Source organism: Pseudomonas sp. Wu6 (assembly GCF_019891515.1).
GTDB lineage: Bacteria > Pseudomonadota > Gammaproteobacteria > Pseudomonadales > Pseudomonadaceae > Aquipseudomonas > Aquipseudomonas orientalis_A.
The window spans coordinates 68,580-83,505 of sequence record NZ_JAFLXH010000022.1; the positions used below are offsets into that span (position 1 = coordinate 68,580).

15 protein-coding genes and 1 pseudogene are annotated in these 14,926 nt (G+C 59.1%); 9 read left to right on the plus strand and 7 right to left on the minus strand.

What is annotated here, in order from left to right; translation table 11 throughout:
- Positions 1 to 329: 329 nt before the first annotated feature.
- Positions 330 to 818, plus strand: a complete 489-nt coding sequence (locus J1G34_RS16565) for a YMGG-like glycine zipper-containing protein (RefSeq protein ID WP_065950039.1) — start codon at positions 330 to 332, stop codon at positions 816 to 818.
- 58 nt (positions 819 to 876) lie between these two features.
- Here J1G34_RS16565 and J1G34_RS16570 read toward each other — a convergent pair whose 3' ends face one another.
- Together J1G34_RS16570 and J1G34_RS16575 are read right to left on the minus strand one after the other, a co-directional pair.
- A complete protein-coding gene (locus J1G34_RS16570; protein WP_065893783.1) occupies positions 877 to 1,308 on the minus strand; it encodes an acyl-CoA thioesterase in 432 nt (143 codons plus the stop codon).
- A 23-nt stretch (positions 1,309 to 1,331) separates the two neighbouring features.
- On the minus strand, positions 1,332 to 3,269 hold the full coding sequence (locus J1G34_RS16575; RefSeq protein WP_222994367.1) for a RecQ family ATP-dependent DNA helicase: 1,938 nt from the start codon (positions 3,267 to 3,269) through the stop codon (positions 1,332 to 1,334).
- Positions 3,270 to 3,558: 289 nt separating this feature from the next.
- On the opposite strand from J1G34_RS16575, the gene J1G34_RS16580 reads away from it, so the two are divergent.
- The 4 genes and pseudogenes from J1G34_RS16580 to J1G34_RS16590 all read left to right on the plus strand — a co-directional run bounded on the left by J1G34_RS16580 (position 3,559) and on the right by J1G34_RS16590 (position 5,833).
- Entirely contained in the window at positions 3,559 to 3,729 is a 171-nt protein-coding gene (locus tag J1G34_RS16580) for a YhfG family protein (RefSeq protein ID WP_122463858.1), read from the plus strand.
- Complete coding sequence (locus J1G34_RS16585) at positions 3,729 to 4,322, plus strand: putative adenosine monophosphate-protein transferase Fic (RefSeq protein WP_065893785.1); 594 nt, start codon at positions 3,729 to 3,731, stop codon at positions 4,320 to 4,322. The genes J1G34_RS16580 and J1G34_RS16585 overlap by 1 nt, the downstream gene beginning before the upstream one ends.
- A 219-nt stretch (positions 4,323 to 4,541) precedes the next feature.
- Positions 4,542 to 4,733 (plus strand): annotated as a pseudogene (locus J1G34_RS27245) (hypothetical protein); the annotation flags it as partial.
- A gap of 743 nt (positions 4,734 to 5,476) precedes the next feature.
- Positions 5,477 to 5,833 (plus strand): DUF1493 family protein, encoded by a 357-nt coding sequence (locus J1G34_RS16590; RefSeq protein ID WP_065896594.1) that lies wholly within the window; start codon positions 5,477 to 5,479, stop codon positions 5,831 to 5,833.
- 203 nt (positions 5,834 to 6,036) lie between these two features.
- Here the strand turns inward: J1G34_RS16590 and J1G34_RS16595 are convergent, their stop codons facing one another.
- The gene (locus J1G34_RS16595) at positions 6,037 to 7,578 is read right to left on the minus strand and encodes a phosphoenolpyruvate carboxykinase (protein ID WP_065884632.1); all 1,542 of its coding nucleotides are present in this window, start codon (positions 7,576 to 7,578) and stop codon (positions 6,037 to 6,039) included.
- 179 nt (positions 7,579 to 7,757) lie between these two features.
- Positions 7,758 to 8,660 (minus strand): Hsp33 family molecular chaperone HslO, encoded by a 903-nt coding sequence (gene hslO / locus J1G34_RS16600; RefSeq protein ID WP_065884633.1) that lies wholly within the window; start codon positions 8,658 to 8,660, stop codon positions 7,758 to 7,760.
- Positions 8,661 to 8,781: 121 nt separating this feature from the next.
- On the opposite strand from hslO, the gene J1G34_RS16605 reads away from it, so the two are divergent.
- Positions 8,782 to 9,585 carry a phosphatase PAP2 family protein gene (locus tag J1G34_RS16605; RefSeq protein WP_065893787.1) on the plus strand — a complete coding sequence of 268 codons (804 nt, stop codon included), beginning with the start codon at positions 8,782 to 8,784 and terminating at the stop codon, positions 9,583 to 9,585.
- A gap of 136 nt (positions 9,586 to 9,721) precedes the next feature.
- On the opposite strand, the gene J1G34_RS16610 is transcribed toward J1G34_RS16605, so the two are convergent.
- Positions 9,722 to 10,129, minus strand: a complete 408-nt coding sequence (locus J1G34_RS16610) for an RNA-binding S4 domain-containing protein (RefSeq protein WP_065884635.1) — start codon at positions 10,127 to 10,129, stop codon at positions 9,722 to 9,724.
- A 116-nt stretch (positions 10,130 to 10,245) separates the two neighbouring features.
- Here J1G34_RS16610 and rimA point away from each other — a divergent pair, with 116 nt between their 5' ends.
- From rimA to rimK, 3 genes are read left to right on the plus strand one after another with little or no spacing between them, the layout of a single operon-like run.
- Positions 10,246 to 11,025: a S6 modification regulatory phosphodiesterase RimA gene (rimA, locus tag J1G34_RS16615; RefSeq protein ID WP_065896577.1), complete on the plus strand. Its 780-nt coding sequence runs from the start codon at positions 10,246 to 10,248 to the stop codon at positions 11,023 to 11,025.
- 12 nt (positions 11,026 to 11,037) lie between these two features.
- Complete coding sequence (rimB, locus tag J1G34_RS16620) at positions 11,038 to 11,520, plus strand: retropepsin-like aspartic endopeptidase RimB (protein WP_065884637.1); 483 nt, start codon at positions 11,038 to 11,040, stop codon at positions 11,518 to 11,520.
- Positions 11,517 to 12,422 (plus strand): 30S ribosomal protein S6--L-glutamate ligase, encoded by a 906-nt coding sequence (gene rimK, locus J1G34_RS16625; protein ID WP_003171022.1) that lies wholly within the window; start codon positions 11,517 to 11,519, stop codon positions 12,420 to 12,422. Before rimB ends, rimK begins: the two co-directional genes overlap by 4 nt.
- A 139-nt stretch (positions 12,423 to 12,561) precedes the next feature.
- Here rimK and J1G34_RS16630 read toward each other — a convergent pair whose 3' ends face one another.
- Positions 12,562 to 13,875, minus strand: coding sequence for an ATP-binding protein (locus J1G34_RS16630; protein WP_065884638.1), 1,314 nt, complete (start codon positions 13,873 to 13,875; stop codon positions 12,562 to 12,564).
- Between the two features lie 116 nt (positions 13,876 to 13,991).
- Positions 13,992 to 14,732: an osmolarity response regulator transcription factor OmpR gene (ompR, locus tag J1G34_RS16635; protein ID WP_065893789.1), complete on the minus strand. Its 741-nt coding sequence runs from the start codon at positions 14,730 to 14,732 to the stop codon at positions 13,992 to 13,994.
- Positions 14,733 to 14,926: the final 194 nt, after the last annotated feature.

Consider the following 14,926-nt stretch of genomic DNA (forward strand, 5'->3'; position numbering starts at 1 on the left):
CTTGCCCTAATGCCAGTCAGTTAAGCGTAGACCGCCCTCTGTAGGCGCCCCCCTCGCTCCTACAAAAAGCCTTAACTGACAGGCATTGGGGCTAGCCCCGCGAAGAGGCCAGCATTTTCAGCGCACATTTTACAGGCACAAAAAAGGCCGCTTTTACCTAAAAGCGGCCGTTCCGAAGTAACTAAAGACCCGTAAAAACAATTTAAGTTCCCTATACAAAACAGTAACTTAACACATTGTATACAACTTCTGCCGCCGGTCGGATTTCGATTGTCAGCGTCTCGATACAACCTCAGGATCGCGCCGTCATCCCCTTGAGGTTTCCCTGAATGAAGTTCTCCTCGATTCTCTTGTTGTCCCTTGGCCTGGTCAGTGGCGCAGCCATGGCCGGCGGCACCACCGAAGCCGGTGTAGGCGGCGCATTGGGCGGGGTTCTAGGCTCGGTTGTCGGCCAGCAGTTGGGCGGCAACACCGGTTCGGCCATTGGCGCGGCGCTGGGTGGCGCGGGCGGTAGTGCGGTCGGCGCCGACAAGCGCAGCCGTGGCGAAGCCGCCATTGGCGGCGCACTGGGCGCAGCCGGCGGCAACGTGGTCGGCCGCAGTGTCGGCGGCGGCACCGGCGCACTCATCGGCTCGGCGGCCGGCGGCGGTGCAGGTGGCGCACTGGGCAACTACATGGGCAACAAGAGCGATGACGATGACCGCCGCTATCGTGGCCGTGACGACCGTCGCTACTACCGCGATGATCACCCAGGCCGCGGTCATGCCTATGGGCATCGCAAGAACAAGCACAAGCGCCATCATCGCTATGATGACTAACGCCTGACGAACACAGAAAATCCCATGTGGGAGGGGGCAAGCCCCCTCCCACATTTGGTCAGGCGACCAACCGCTGCAACGCCTCGCGCAACAGCCCCGGAATCGTCACCGGCTGGTTCGAGGCCCTATCGACAAACACATGCACAAAGCGCCCCGCCGCACAGGCCTCCTCCTCGCCGGCCTTGAACACCGCCAACTCATACTGCACAGAACTGTTGCCCAACTTGCCCACCCGCAAGCCGATTTCGATGCGCTCGGGAAAAGCGATCGACGCAAAATAATCACACGCTGAACTCACCACAAACCCAACCACTTCACCGTCATGGATATCCAACCCGCCTTGTTCGATCAGGTAGGTATTCACTGCGGTGTCGAAGAAGCTGTAGTAGGTCACATTGTTCACATGGCCATACACATCGTTATCGTGCCAGCGCGTGATGATCGGCTGAAAGTGGGGATAGTCGGCACGTTGTGGCACTGAGTCAGGCATGGGCACCTCGGGTGAAAATGGGTTTACAGATCATTCAAATGGGCCTCGGCCCATTCGCGTACCTCGGCGTAGGGGTAGTCCTCCAGTGCGGCGAAACCGGGAATGCCCCGCGCTTTCAACTTGGTGAACAACGGCACGCTGATTCCGCCCAGAAAGCGTGTCAGGCGTTCGGCACCCGGTAACTGGCCAGTGTGCTCATGATGCCTGTGGATAAAATCACCGCACAGCCCCATGAAGTTTTTATCCACAAGCGGCGGCAGGCTCGGCGGCGCCGGCAAGTGCGCGACATGTCCGTGACACACCGAGCAGTGCCCGCAACGCTGCGGTGCGTTTTCATCGCCAAAATACAGTGCCAGACGTTGCCCAAGGCAGCGCTCGGTGGCGAACAGATCGAGCATGGCGTGAATCCGCGCCACCTCCGTCGTCTCATGGCGCTTGAAGCCCGTGTATAACTCGTTGCTCAACACCTGCGCATCGAAATCGGTGTCCAGCAGGCTGTAGACCTCGGTCATCTGCTTGCTTTCCAGCTCGATCAGGCCCTGCTCCTGAAAGTAATCCAGCGCCTTCACCACCCGGCTGCGCTCGGCATTGTGCTGCTGATACAGCGCGTCGAAATCCACCGTTGCCCAGGTTTTTGCGCGTTTGCACACCTGGATGATCGCCGCGACAAATTGCTGCCGCTCGCCGGAGAAACGTGCGAGCAAGGCCTCGGGTTCGATCAGGTACTTGAAACGGTATTCGGCATAAAACGCGTAGCGCGGCGCGATCACGCCCTTGAGCTCCAACTGCACCAGCAGGGTCTTCAACGGCAGCTCGCGAATATTGCTGTGGTCCGACAACGACCTCAGCAAAAACTCCCACTGGCCCTCGCCACGTGCGGCCTGCAATTCTTCCAGCACCCGACGGATACCCTCCTGCTCCGGCGTATCGCCGTACACGAAGTTCTCCAGCACATTGAGGCTGTCGCGGTTGGCCAGCACCAGACAGTCGGAGGGCCGCCCATCGCGACCGGCGCGGCCGATTTCCTGGCTGTAGTTCTCGATGGATTTTGGCAGGTCGAAGTGCACCACGTTACGGATGTCACTTTTGTCGATGCCCATGCCAAACGCGATGGTGGCGACGATGCAGTTGGAGCGCCCGCCCATGAAACGCTGCTGGATGCCCTCGCGTTTATCGTGGGGCAGCCCGGCGTGATACGCCTCGGCCTGGATGCCATTGCGGTTCAGGTGCTCGGCAATCTGCTCGGCGGTTTTCTGCAGGGTGACGTAGACGATGCTGGGCTGGTCGGCCCGCTCGCTCATCCATTGCACAAGGCGACGGCGCTTGTCCGCGCCGCTCACCGGCTCCACCAGCAAGTTGAGGTTGGGCCGGTAGAAGCCGGTGGTAATCACGTCCTGCGGCGCAATCGCAAACTTGCCCTGCATATCGGCAATCACGCTGGGAGTGGCGGTGGCCGTCAGCAGCAGCGCCTGCGGGATCTTGAACTGGCGCTGGTAGTCCGGCAGCTTCAGATAGTCCGGACGAAAGTTGTGGCCCCATTCGGAAATGCAGTGCGCCTCATCCACCACCAGCAAGGAGATCTGCACGCTTTGCAGGAAGTTTCGAAAGCGCTCGTTCTTCAAGCGCTCCACGGAAATCATCAGGATTTTCAGCTCGCCCGAACGCGCACGGGCCATCACATCGTTGGCATCATCGCGGCTCTGGGCCGAATCGATACTGCCCGCTGAAATACCGTGGCGCTTGAGGAAACCCAACTGGTCCTGCATCAACGCCAACAGCGGCGACACCACCAGCGTCAGGTGCGGCAGCAGTACGGCTGAAAGTTGATAACACAGCGACTTGCCAGACCCGGTCGGGAAAATCGCAGCCGCCGAGCGACCGGCCAATACGGCGCTGACTGCTTCTTCCTGGCCCGGACGAAACTGCGGATAACCGAAGACCTGCTGGAGGGTGTCGTGCATAGGCTGTCACTCCATTGACCGTTGAACGTGGCTTAAAAACGTAGCCCAGTAAGTTCAGCGAATCGAGAAAGGTCGCATGGAAAAAAGAGACAGGATGATACACAGGGTGAGGGATGGCCCAGGGCCGAAGTGGGATTTTTCCGTGGGAATAGCAGGAGGCGGCAGAACCAGATGTAGGGAGAGGGCTTGCCCACGCTCCCATGTTAGGGTTGTTGGTGGTTTTTTAACCTGTCTGTGCATTGATGCATTGCGCTACAATCAAAGCCTTGCTAACCAGGAGTACGCTGCAATGAGCGAACTGACGTTTGAGCAAAAACAGGATCATTACCACAAGATCCGCCGTTCCAACTACCTGGCCAGCCTGCGCCTGGAAGGGTTCGACACCCAACCGGCCGACGTCGACAAACCGCTGCCGACCCGCGAAGCCGTCCTTGCCAAGTACCGCAGCACCCAACGCTGATGCTCGACAAATACGGGGTGGGCCAGGATCCGTACTGCTACCCCGGTAGCAGCGTCCTGCGCAACCGCCTCGATTTGCTCGACGAAACCAGCCTGCACCAGGCCGAGCGGGAATTATCCGAAATTGCCATAGGCAACCTCCCTCTTTTCCCGCCGCCCTACGACCTTGACCGTCTGCAACACATCCACCGCACCCTGTTTGGCGATATCTACGATTGGGCTGGCGAACTGCGCAGCGTCAACATCCAGAAGGGCGAAACGCTGTTCTGCACCCCGGAACGCATCCCGCCGGAAGCGGCGAAGATCATTCGGCATATGGAGGAAGCGAACTGGTTCGTTGGCGTAAGCCAAGCCGAACTGGTAAAGCGGATTGCCGAGGCCTACGGCGACCTCAACGTCATCCACCCCTTCCGCGAAGGCAATGGCCGGGCGCAACGGATTCTGTTTGAACAAATCATCGTGAATGCCGGATTTTCGGTGAACTGGTGGCTGGTGAAACATACGGCATGGATACCGGCGAATATCGATGCGGTGGCGTGTGATTATCGGGGGCTGGAGGCGATTTTTGAGCGGTGTATCAGTAGGCCACGCTAAACAGCCTTTTGCCTGTATTGCACCATCACACCACACCCACCTATAGTTCGCCCCTCGCTGCAAAATCAGCGACCGGGTTTGGTCACCCGGTTACAGAGATCGCATACGCACCCTCAGATGTCGTAGGCACTTCCGTGCCCACACGCTTCATGGCGGCTGTGTTTGGGACGCCTTCGGGCGTACCGGGTGATCCCTGCCGGTTGACCAACCTGGACACAGTCCGCCGCCCACCAACGTATCCGCGCAGCTACGGACCTGCTCGAAACCTTCTCCTGCCTGACCTTCGAGCACGCCGACCTCAAAGACATTTCACACATCATCAACGCCTTGTACCTGCTGGTTCAGGACGGCTGTGATTTGCTGGAAGCCGCGCAACACGTACAACTGCAACCTGAACAGACGCAAATCTAAGCAACGCGCTATGTAGGAGCGAGCTTGCTCGCGAAAATCGTCAACGATGACGCGGTAAATCAGAAAAAAACCGGCGTCCTTGAGTTTTTCGCGAGCAAGCTCGCTCCTACAATTGAGCGGCTTCGACTGTTAAATCATTGCCAAGCCATAAATGCCGAAGTCCGCTGTAGGAAACCGCCAAACGTTGCGCCATCCCTTTCCCAAACTGCTGCAAAGACCCGCTCAACCCTCTACAGAAGTTACCCGCAGCTGACTGAAAATAGCGCCCTCTCAACTTTTTGGGCAGAAACCTGTGAATATCGAAAGGACTCAATACATCGGGCACTATGGGGTCATCTTCATAGTGACTCGCTTTACTGTTTTACCTGACAATCGGCATTCTTTAGACAATCTATGCCTGCTTGAAGGAGGCATAGGGCTTCAGCGCTCAACACGCTCAATGCATGTTGACTCGGACGAGTCTTAGTAACATGGCCCTTTACCTTCAATCTGCGTCTTTTCTCGTTATCTATTGGGTGCTGCACTACCAAATCACAGACCCAATGCTCAGAAGACGCTTCGCAGTCATATGTCTGGCAACAGGCCTGATTTTGACGTTCCTACTACCCTACGTAGCGGTGATTCTCAGAATACCCCTCCTACCTGTCTTTATATTCCTGATAGGCTTGGCACTCTTCATCACCCGAAACAAATACCGCTTCCACCGCAACCAGCCGCCTCACCCACTCCTGCGTGCCCCCACCATGAACCTCGCCCCCGGCTTCCCCGAAGACCCCGTCATGCAGCAACTCCTGCAACTGCTGCACGAAGAAATTGGCCTGCCGAAGCACAAGACCATCCGCCTGCAAACCTCACTCAACTTCGACCTGGACTGTGATGGCAATGAGGCCAAGCAACTGATGGAAGCGCTGGAACAGGAATTCGCGCTCGACCTGGGCGACTTCGACACTTATCGTTACTTCAACCCGCCGGTGTTTGATGTCTTTCTCAAACGTCGGGCCAAGGGCCGTGGCGAAAAAGTGCCGCTGACGATCAACATGCTCTACCTCGCGATCAAGACCCACAGCTGGAATACGCAAACGCTGGAAAACCTGGGCTGACCTTAAGTACACCGAGAATCAAGTGTGGGAGGGGGCTTGCCCCCGATAGCAGTGTGTCAGGTGATCAACTTTTGACTGTTACACCGCAATCGGGGGCAAGCCCCCTCCCACATGGGGTCTGTGCAAATCCGGCGAGAGCGATACAACCTGTCGCGCACAAAAAAGCCGCCCACGAGGGGCGGCTTTTTCACAACTTACGAATCTTACAACTTAGGCCCTGCAGCCTTGATCGCATCACTCACTTCAAATTTCTTGAAGTTCTCGACGAACAACCCGGCCAGCGCCTTCGCTGCTTCATCGTAGGCAGCCTGGTCAGCCCAGGTGTTACGTGGGTTCAACAGGCCGGTCTCAACGCCCGGTACGGCCAATGGCACGTCGAGGTTGATGGTGTCGAGGTGCTCAGTTTCGGCACCGATCAACGCTCCGCTCTGGATCGCTGCGATGACGCCGCGAGTGGTCGGGATGTTGAAGCGTTTGCCGACACCGTAGCCGCCGCCGGTCCAGCCGGTGTTGACCAGGTAGACCTTGGAGCCGAAGCCACGGATGCGCTTGATCAACAGCTCAGCGTATTCACCGGCCGGGCGTGGGAAGAACGGTGCGCCGAAGCAGGTGGAGAAGGTCGACTTGATGCCGCTGCCCGAACCCATTTCGGTCGAGCCCACCAATGCGGTGTAGCCGGACAGGAAGTGGTAGGCCGCTTGTTCTTCGCTGAGGATCGACACGGGCGGCAATACGCCGGTCAGGTCGCAGGTCAGGAAGATCACCGCGTTGGGCTCGCCGCCCAGGTTCTTCTCGGAACGCTTGGCAACGTGCTCCAGCGGGTAGGCGGCGCGGCTGTTCTGGGTCAGGCTGACATTGGTGTAGTCAGCATGCCCGGCCTCGTCGATAACGACGTTTTCCAGCACGGCGCCGTGCTTGATGGCCTTCCAGATAACCGGCTCGTTCTTCTCGGACAGGTCGATGCACTTGGCATAGCAACCGCCTTCGATGTTGAACACCACGCCTTCGCCCCAACCGTGTTCGTCGTCACCGATCAGGTAGCGGCTTTCGTCGGCGGACAGGGTGGTTTTACCGGTACCCGACAGGCCGAAGAACAGGGTCACGTCGCCTGCTTCGCCAATGTTGGCGGCGCAGTGCATCGGCAAGACGTCGGAGGCCGGCAGCAGGAAGTTCTGCACCGAGAACATGGCTTTCTTCATTTCACCGGCGTAACGCATGCCGGCGATCAGCACTTTTTTCTGGGCGAAATTGAGGATCACGCAACCGTCGGAGTTGGTGCCGTCACGCTCTGGCACGCACTCGAAGTTGGCCACGTTGAGCACTTGCCACTCGTCACGACCGGCCGGGTTGTACCGGGCCGGGTTGATAAACAGGCAACGACCGAACAGGTTCTGCCAGGCAGTCTGGGTGGTCATTTTCACGGCCAGGTAGTGGTCTTCGGAAGCCCCTACGTGAACGTGGGACACGAAGTGCTCCTGCGCGTTGTTGAAGGCTTCTACGCGGTTCCACAGGGCATCGAACTTGTCGGCCGGGAACTTGCGGTTGATCGGGCCCCAGGCGATTGCGTCCTGGGTAGTAGGCTCTTCAACGATGAAGCGGTCGACCGGCGAACGGCCAGTGCGGTGACCCGTTTCTACGACCAGCGCGCCAGTATCGGCAAGCACGCCTTCACCGCGCTGCAGGGCTTCTTTGACCAGATCGTCAACACTCAGATCGGTGTATACGGCGTTATTGGCTTGCGTCATGAGGTTCCCCGTCGGCCTGTGGCCGAGTGCTCCAAACGTTTTGTAGTAGAAAGTTGCGCACTACTACCGCGAAAAAAGTGGGCCGGATTATGCCAGAAAAGCCCAAAAAGAGTAGGGCCCTCCCGTCAGAACGCCTCTAATCCGGCATTTGGCAGGTGATTTACCTGTGCTTAAACGTTTTAGTGACGGGTGTCGGAAGGGGTGTCGCTGCCTGCACCGGCGAATAATTGGGCAACATCGGCGGCATCGAACAGATAACGCTCGTTGCAGAACTGGCAGTCGATCTCGATATGACCACCGTGTTCCACCACCAGATTTTGCGCATCTTCCAGGCCAAGGCTGACCAGGGCATTGGCTGAACGCTCGCGCGAGCAGCTGCAATTGAAGCGCAGGGACTGCTCGTCGAACAGGCGCACCGCTTCTTCGTGGTACAGGCGGTGCAGGATGGTCTCGTTGTCCAGGCCCAGCAATTCTTCAGCAGTCAGGGTGCCGGCCAGGGCGGTCAGCTTGCGCCAGCTATCGGTGCGCTCATCCTCGTCCTTGATACGGTCAGCCGGCAATTGCTGCAACAACAGGCCGCGAGCGCGCTTGCCGTTGGCGTTGAGCCAGAACTTGGTGCCGACCTGCTGGGACATGACGAAATAGTTGGTAAAGCAGTCCGACAGGGTCTCGCCGTCCAGATCAACGATGCCCTGGTAGCGCTGGCCCTCGGTGGGGTCAACGGTGATGGCCAGCACGCCATCGGCCATCAGCTCGGAGAACGTGGCATCCGGGGTAATCCGGTCGACGTCATAGCGGGCCAGGCCACGGATTTCGCGCTCGCTGGAACACTCGATCATCAACATCGGGATCGGACCTTCGGAACGCGCCTGCAGGATCAGCAAGCCATCGAATTTCATCGTGCCCACCAGCAGCGCAGCGGCCGCCATCAACTCACCGAGCAATTGCGCGACCGGCTCCGGATACGCGTGTTTGGCAAGGACTTCGGCATAGCTGAGCTCCAACGAGACCAGCTCGCCGCGGGCGTCGTTCTCGTCAAAGATAAAGCGTTGGGTGAAGTCGGTATCCGGTAGATCAGTCATAGGTTTGGGTATCTGAAGTGATGACAAAATGATTACAACGTTTATAAAATTAAACGCTTTAGCACCACATTGGTGCGATTTCTCCTGAAACAAGGAGCTAGAGAGCGATGAGGGACAGTTTATGAACAATCCGGGTTTGTTCCAAGCGAACTGGAACCTCCGGCGATGGGCTCTTTGCAATCTAGTCGCTATCGGACTGCTGTGTTTCTGGCTGTGGCCCACGGGCCAGATGCTGTGTGTGATTTTCGACGAGTGGCTGTTTCACCTGCTCAATGGCCCGCTGGCCAGCAACTCGACCTGGCTGCACGTGTGGGCCGTGGCCAGCCTGCGGCCCTTCGATGCGATCGTCGGGGTGATTCTGCTGGCACTGCTGATTCGCGGCGACTGGGTGTTCAAGGTTATGCAGGTGCGCCAGGCGTTCTTTGGCTTCCTTGGTATTCTGCTGCTGTTGCTGTTTATCCGCATGCTGTTTTCCAAGCTCGCGGCGCACATGGGTTGGCAGCACAGCAGCCCGTCAATGGTGATCGACGGCGCGATTCAGATGAGCGACTTTTTCCCCGGGCTCGAGAAAACCTGGGAATTGAAAGACCGTTCGAGCCAGAGCTTTCCTGGCGATCATGCTTCGGTGTTGTTGATCTGGGCGATGTTCATGAGCGTGTTCGCCAAGCGCATCGGCCAGGTGCTGGTGATCTGGGGCCTGGCGCTGTTGTTCATGATGCCGCGGCTCGTAGCGGGCGCGCATTGGGGACAGGACGATTATATCGGCGGGGTATTGCTGGCGCTGTTAGCCCTGGGCTGGGGGTATTACACGCCGTTTGCGGCGAAAGTGTCGGGGTTCCTGTTGCGGGTAACCGCGCCGGTTTTCGGGTTGCTTGGCAAACTGCCGGTGATCGGGCGACTGAGCGTCATGCGCACGATCCCTTAACGATGCGGGCTAACTGTGGGAGGGGGCTTGCCCCCGATAGCGGCAGGTCAGCTACATATAAGTTGACTGATTCACCGCCATCGGGGGCAAGCCCCCTCCCACATTTTTGATCTCCTGCGGCGTGGAGATTGTGCAATCAATCATCATTGCCGCTGCCGCGAAACTTGAACAGGTCGCGACGCTGCTTCTTGCTCGGCTTGCCGTCGGTAGTCAGGCCTGAGGCCCCCGCCTTGCGCATGGCCGCGGCATTTTCCCGCTTGGCGATACTGGCTTCGGTTTCCGCGTACAACGCCTGTGCTTCAGGCGCACCCCGGCGCACGCTGGAGAGCGCTTGCACCACGACAGTCTTTTCATCAAACCCTGTACGAATCTGAAACTCATCGCCGACGCGCGGTTCCTTCCCCGGCTTGCAGCGCTCGCCGCGATGGTGCACCTTGCCGCTCTCGATGGCGGCCTTGGCCAGGGCACGGGTCTTGTAGAAACGCGCGGCCCACAGCCACTTGTCCAAACGGACCTTTTCTTCCTCTTCCTGCTTTTGAGCCACTTGAATTCCTCGCTCTGAAAAATGTCGCAACCTTACCGTTGAAACCCTTCGACGCATAAACCCCAAGGCTCACCTAAGATACGCCAGGTAGCACCCTGTTTTCGCGAGGATATGCCGTGACCGACTTTCCCCTTTCACTCACCTCGCCCAACCAGCGGTGCGTGGGTTGCCAGCAAAGCGAGCCGCTGGGGTTCGATTTTGCTTTCGCCTACCAGCCTATCGTAGACCTGCGTGACCGTTCGATATTTGCCCATGAAGCCTTGGTGCGCGGCACGCAGGGTGAAGGCGCGTTGTCGGTGCTGGCACATGTCAACGAAACCAATCGCTACCGCTTCGACCAGCGCTGCCGCACCCAGGCAATTGCCGGCGCCGCCGCCCTGGGCATGCAAACCTATCTTTCCATTAACTTCATGCCCAATGCCGTCTACCGTCCCGAACTGTGCATCCGCAGCACCCTCGACGCCGCCCGCGAGCACAATTTCCCGCTGGACCGCCTGATTTTCGAGACCCTGGAAAGCGAGCATGTAGATAACTATCGCCATTTGACGAATATTCTGCGTGAATACCGCCAATTCGGCTTCAAGACCGCCATCGACGATTTCGGCGCGGGCTATTCGGGGTTGAATCTGCTGGCCGATTTCCAACCTGACATGATCAAGCTCGACATGGCGCTGATTCGCGATGTCGACCAGGACCGTGTCCGCCAGGTGATCGTCCGGGGGATTGTCACAATCTGTGAGCAGTTGGGGGTTACTGTCATCGCCGAAGGCATCGAAAGTGCCGGTGAGCGGGACTTCCTCTCCGACTGTGGAATATTTCTGATGCAAGGCTACTGGTTCGCCAGGCCCACATTCAATGCCCTGGCCAAGGTTGCCCCTCAAGCCTGGACAAAATGACGGTACCCCTATTTGAAGACATTTGACCATTTGACCGTTGTGGGTCTGCGTGAGTGGGTGGCCCTTCCCGACCTGGGAGTGGCAGGCCTGCGCGCCAAGATCGACACCGGTGCCAGCACCTCAAGCCTGCACGCCACCGAGATCGAGCCGTTCGAACGCGACGGCGAGAAGTGGGTGCGCTTTACCGCGCACCTGGGCAGCGTAGTGCAACTGCGTCACCGGCGCTGCGAAGCGCCTCTGGTAACGATGAAAACCATCAAGAGTTCCAATGGCCATGCGCAGGTGCGCTACGTGATCAGCACCACCCTGGCGTTGGGCGATCGGGTGTGGCGAGTGGAATTCACCCTGGCCTGCCGCAAGGCCATGCGTTATCGCCTGCTGCTGGGCTCCAAGGCGCTGATTGACGGCCAGTTGGTCGTCAGCCCGGCCGTAAAATACGTACAAGACAAGCCGGTGTTCCCGGTTTCCACTATCTCTGCCCCAGGTGCCGCATGAAGATTGCTGTGCTGTCGCGAAACCCGCGTCTGTATTCCACCCGCCGCCTGGTCGAGGCCGGCACCGAACGTGGCCATGAAATGGTGGTGATCGACACGTTGCGGGCCTATATGAACATTGCCAGCCACAAGCCGCAGATCCACTACCGTGGCAAACCGCTGGAAGGCTTTGATGCGGTGATCCCACGCATCGGCGCCTCGGTGACCTTCTATGGCTGCGCAGTGCTGCGCCAGTTTGAAATGATGGGCGTTTTTCCGCTCAACGAGTCCGTGGCCATCGCACGTTCGCGGGACAAGCTGCGCTCGCTGCAACTGCTGTCGCGCCGAGGTATCGGCCTGCCGGTGACCGGCTTCGCCCACTCCCCGGATGACATCCCCGACCTGATCGAAATGGTCAATGGCGCGCCCCTGGTGATCAAGGTGCTGGAGGGTACCCAGGGCATCGGCGTGGTGTTGTGCGAAACGGCAACGGCAGCGGAGTCGGTGATCGAGGCGTTCATGGGCCTCAAGCAGAACATCATGGTGCAGGAGTACATCAAGGAAGCCGGCGGTGCGGATATCCGCTGCTTCGTGGTGGGCGACAAGGTGATTGCCGCCATGAAACGCCAGGCCAAGCCGGGCGAATTCCGTTCCAACCTGCACCGTGGCGGCAGCGCCAGCCTGATCAAGATTACTCCGGAGGAGCGCATGACCGCATTGCGTGCAGCCAAGGTCATGGGGTTGGCCGTGGCAGGTGTGGATATCCTGCGCTCCAACCACGGCCCCCTGGTCATGGAGGTGAACTCATCGCCGGGCCTGGAAGGGATCGAGACCACCACCGGCAAGGATGTGGCGGGGATCATCATTCAGCATCTGGAAAAAAATGGCGGGCCGAACATGACTCGGACCAAGGGCAAGGGCTAAAAGCTCTGCCCCTGACACAACATCAAACCAAATGTGGGAGGGGGCTTGCCCCCGATAACGGTGTGTCAGTCCGCACATAGGTGACTGACAATCCGCAATCGGGAGCAAGCCCCCTCCCACATTTGATCCATGTTGTTTGTCAGACTGCGTCTCTGGGCAACATCAACCCAAGCGGCAAGCGCACCCGAGCTTCCAGCCCGCCCCCTTCACGGTTGCGCAATTCAACATTGCCGCCATGCATCGAAGCAATCCGCCGCACAATCGCCAACCCCAAACCGGTCCCCTTGCCGCCTCGGGCGCGGTCGCCACGGGTGAACGGGTTGAAGATGGCTTCCAGTTCAGCCGGGTCGATCCCCGTGCCGCGATCCATCACGCTCAGCACGACATAGGGCGCCGCGCTGTCACCCGACACGTACGCCGCCACCTCCACATCCGAACCGGCATGATGCAGGGCGTTGCCGATCAGGTTGTTCAACAGGCGCTTCATCGACACCCTGCGCAAGGCAAACGGCTGAATCGGCTCCAGGCGCATGCGCACCTGCTCACCGCTCTGGTTGTAGGGCGCGACCACTTCACGCACCAGATCGGTGAGATCAACCTCCTCCACGACCTCATCACGCCCATCGCGGATGAACGCCAGGAACTGGTCCAGAATCGCGTCCATATCCTCGATGTCACGCACCATGTCATCGGTGAGGTCGGTATGGCTACCCATCAACTCCAAGGACAGGCGCAGGCGCGTCAACGGCGTGCGCAAGTCATGGGAGACCCCCGCCAGCATCAGCTCACGCTCGCGTCCGGCCTGTTCGACGTCTTCCGCCATCTGGTTGAACGCGCCGTACACCTCGGTCATTTCACTGGGTGTATCGCTGACCGGCAGGCGCACACTGCGCCCCTGGCCCAGTTGGCGGGCGGCAAATACCAGGCGCTTGAGCGGTTGGTTGAGCTGGCGCACAAAAATCCATGCGGACGCGGTTGAAAGCAGGCCGATGGCGAGAAACCAGCCCAACACGTTCCAGATTTTTTGCCCGCGCAGCGGATGCGGATACAGCGGGACCTTGATCCAGGCATCGCCCAGACTGGGCGCCTTCACCCAGAGCGCAGGCGAAACATGCATGCGCAGCCGCACCTCAGTGTCGTCGCCCAGCTCCGCCTGCATCTGGCGCTGGTAGATCTCACTGTAGGGCCAGTGCTGCTCGCCCTCGGGCACGCCGGCACCATCGACCCGGATCAGTGATGAAGCCTTGGCTACCTTTTCACGGTTCTCGGGGTCTACGGCCCAGTAGGCACGCAGCGTCAAGGCGACGCCATGGCTGTACTGCCGATCCACCAGCACGTCCTCGTTCATCAACAGATAAACCAGTGTGAGTGCCTTGGAAAACAGAACGACGATGAGCACCAACCAAAGGGTGCGGGAAAAGAAACTTTGCGGGAACCACAGCGGGGTTTTCATAGGAGACAGCTAGACACCTTGCAGGAACGAGCGGCGCTCGCAGAATTGCAGACGCCGGGCACCCCGTCGACCCTCATGGAATCAAACGCCGGGTGCCCGTCCCTGCAAATCATCGGTCACTTGGTTGCGGTGCCATCCGGCACAAACACATAACCCACACCCCACACCGTCTGGATATACCGCGGCTTGGAAGGGTCCGGCTCGATCATCCGGCGCAGTCGGGAGATCTGCACGTCGATGGAGCGCTCCAGGGCATCCCATTCGCGGCCACGGGCCAGGTTCATCAGCTTGTCGCGGGTCAGCGGCTGGCGAGCGTTCATCACCAGGGCCTTGAGCACCGCGAATTCGCCGGTGGTGAGCATGTGCACTTCGTCGCCACGCTTGAGCTCGCGGGTTGCCAGGGACAACTCGTAGTCGCCGAAGGTCACGCTTTCGTCTTCGCTGCCCGGCGCACCCGGTACCGGCGGTGCCTGGCGACGCAATACGGCCTTGACCCGTGCCATCAGCTCGTCAGGGTTGAACGGTTTGGCCAGGTAGTCGTCGGCGCCCAGTTCGAGGCCCTTGATGCGGCTCAGCTCATCGCCCTTGGCAGTGAGCATGATGATCGGGATCTGGTTGTTCACGCCACGCAGACGCTTGCAGGCGGTCAGGCCGTCTTCGCCAGGCAACATCAGGTCGAGCACGACCAGATTGAATACTTCACGCCCCAACAGGCGGTCCATCTGCTCGGTGTTCGGCACCGCGCGCGCCCGGTAGCCCTTGGAGTTGAAAAAACGCTCCAGCAGGCTGCTCAGCCCCGGATCGTCGTCAACGATGAGAATTTTTTCGCCTTCAGCAGTTTGTGCAGTGCTGCTCATTAGATGCTCCTCTTATCTCGGCGCGCATTATGGCCTAGCTGCCGTTATACGCACCGTGTGCATTGTTAGCAGATTTTTCCTCTACTACCAGCCAAGCCATGTCCTGCAACTACCGGCCCAGTAGCCCCCAAGGGCAGAACGCTGGTTATAATGCGGCGCTTTCGTGCAGGGCAACGTCAGATCGTTACCGTTTA